The organism is Kineococcus glutinatus (assembly GCF_039542765.1).
GTDB lineage: Bacteria > Actinomycetota > Actinomycetes > Actinomycetales > Kineococcaceae > Kineococcus_A > Kineococcus_A glutinatus.
The window spans coordinates 1-1922 of the sequence record NZ_BAABIL010000735.1 but is presented as its reverse complement, the minus strand read 5'-3'; the positions used below and the strand labels follow the sequence as shown (position 1 = coordinate 1922).

At 76.2% G+C, this 1922-nt stretch carries 2 protein-coding genes; one reads left to right on the top strand and one right to left on the bottom strand.

The window, feature by feature from the left end:
* Positions 1-307: 307 nt before the first annotated feature.
* Positions 308-886: a TetR/AcrR family transcriptional regulator gene (locus tag ABEB16_RS20790; protein WP_345714089.1), complete on the bottom strand. Its 579-nt coding sequence runs from the start codon at positions 884-886 to the stop codon at positions 308-310.
* Between the two features lie 99 nt (positions 887-985).
* Here ABEB16_RS20790 and ABEB16_RS20785 point away from each other — a divergent pair.
* Positions 986-1922: MFS transporter (locus ABEB16_RS20785; RefSeq protein ID WP_345714088.1), on the top strand; the 937-nt coding region annotated here is incomplete at its 3' end.

Below are 1922 nucleotides of genomic sequence, written 5' to 3'. Positions count from 1 at the left end.
GAGCTGCTCGTGGCGCTGGCCGCGGCCGGGCTCGCCGGGGCGGCGCTGGGCGCCTGACGCCGAGGCGCCTGACGCCGGGCGCGGCGTCAGCGGGTGGTCGAGGTCAGCGGGTGGTCGTGGTGAGCGCCTGCAGGCCGGCGACGACGTCGACGAGGATCCGCTCCAGGGTGGGCGCGTCGAGCTCCACCGCCTGCAGGACCGTCTCGTGCATCCCCGTCACGCCCCTCTCCCGTGGTCACCGGCTCCGCGCCTGACACCACGGTGCCACGGCGCGGCGGGACCAGGGCCCGCATCGGGCGGTAACCACTCAGTCACGCGCTGATGAAACAGGACGTGATGAGTCATTGCGCAGCGTGATCTGAGGCGGGTGCCCCACCGCGCGCAGCAGCCCCACGATGTCGTCGACGTCGTCCGGCTCCCCGCCCGTGCTGGCCGCCAGCCACATGCCGTCGCCGACGAGCTGGACGAGGCGGGCGAGGCGGGCGTCCCCGACCTCCTCCCGCAGCAGGGCGTACCAGGCGTCGTTGAGGACGCCGAGCGTCTCCCGCGCCGGGCCCGAGGAGCTCTGCGCCAGGGACAGCGCCGCGACCATCGTGCGGTGCAGCGGCCCCTCCTCCAGGGCGCTCGCCGAGGTGCGCAGGTAGTAGGAGACGGCCCCCGCCGGGTCGGCGCGCATCCGCTCCACGTCCTCCGCACCGCGCAGGCGCAGCCGCTCCAGCAGGCCGGCGACGAGGGCGTCCTTGGAGCGGAAGTGGTAGAGCAGCCCGCCCTTGGACACCCCCGCGGCGGCGGCCACCGCGTCCAGCGTCACCGCACCGGGCCCGGAGGCCACCAGGAGCTCCTCCAGGGCGTCGAGGAGCCGGTCGCGCGTCGAGGTGCTGGGCACCGGCCCAGGGTACGGACTGGTTGCTGTACCGTCCGGACGGTACAGTACATGCCGCGGAGCCGGCCGCCGCCGTGGCGGCCGGGAAGCGGTGGAGGACCCGTGAGCACGACGACGCACCCGACGACGGACGCCCCCGGCGCGACGCCCCGCGCCGGCGCCCGCGGGTGGACGGCGCTCGCCGTGCTGGTGCTGCCCGTCCTGCTCGTCGCCGTGGACGGCACGATCCTCGCCTTCGCCCTCCCCGAGATCAGCGCCGCGCTGCGCCCCAGCGCCACCCAGCAGCTGTGGATCGTCGACGCCTACCCGCTCGTGCTCGCCGGCCTGCTCGTCACCGCCGGCTGGCTCGGCGACCGCCTCGGCCGCCGCCGCGTGCTGCTCGCCGGCGCCGCCGGGTTCGGCCTCGTCTCCCTGCTCGCCGCCACCGCCCACACCGCCGCCCAGCTCGTCGCCGCCCGCGCCGCCCTCGGGCTCTTCGGCGCCACCCTCATGCCCTCGACGCTGGCGCTGCTGCGCAACGTGTTCCTCGACCGGCGCCAGCGGCGCACCGCCATGGCCGTCTGGGCGGCGGGCTTCTCCGGCGGCGCCGCCCTCGGCCCCGTCGTGGGCGGCTGGCTGCTCGAGCACCACCCGTGGCCCTCGGTGTTCCTCGTCAACGTCCCCGTGATGCTCGTCCTGCTCGTCGCCGGCCGGCTGCTGCTGCCCGAGTCCCGCGACCCCGCCCCCGGCCGGCTCGACGTCGCCAGCGTCGTGCTGTCGCTGGCCACGGCCGCCCCGGTCGTCCACGGCGTCAAGCACCTCGCCCACGACGGCCTCGACGCGGTGTCCGTCGGCGCGCTGGCCCTCGGGACCGCCTCCGGCGTCGTGTTCGTGCGCCGCCAGCACCGGCTCGCGCACCCGCTGCTGGACGTGGCGCTGTTCCGGCTGCCCGTGTTCCGCACCGCGGTGCTCGCCAACCTCATGAGCGTGCTCGCCCTCACCGGGCTGCTGTACTGCCTCTCCCAGCAGCTTCAGCTCGTCCTGGGCGCCTCCCCCGTGG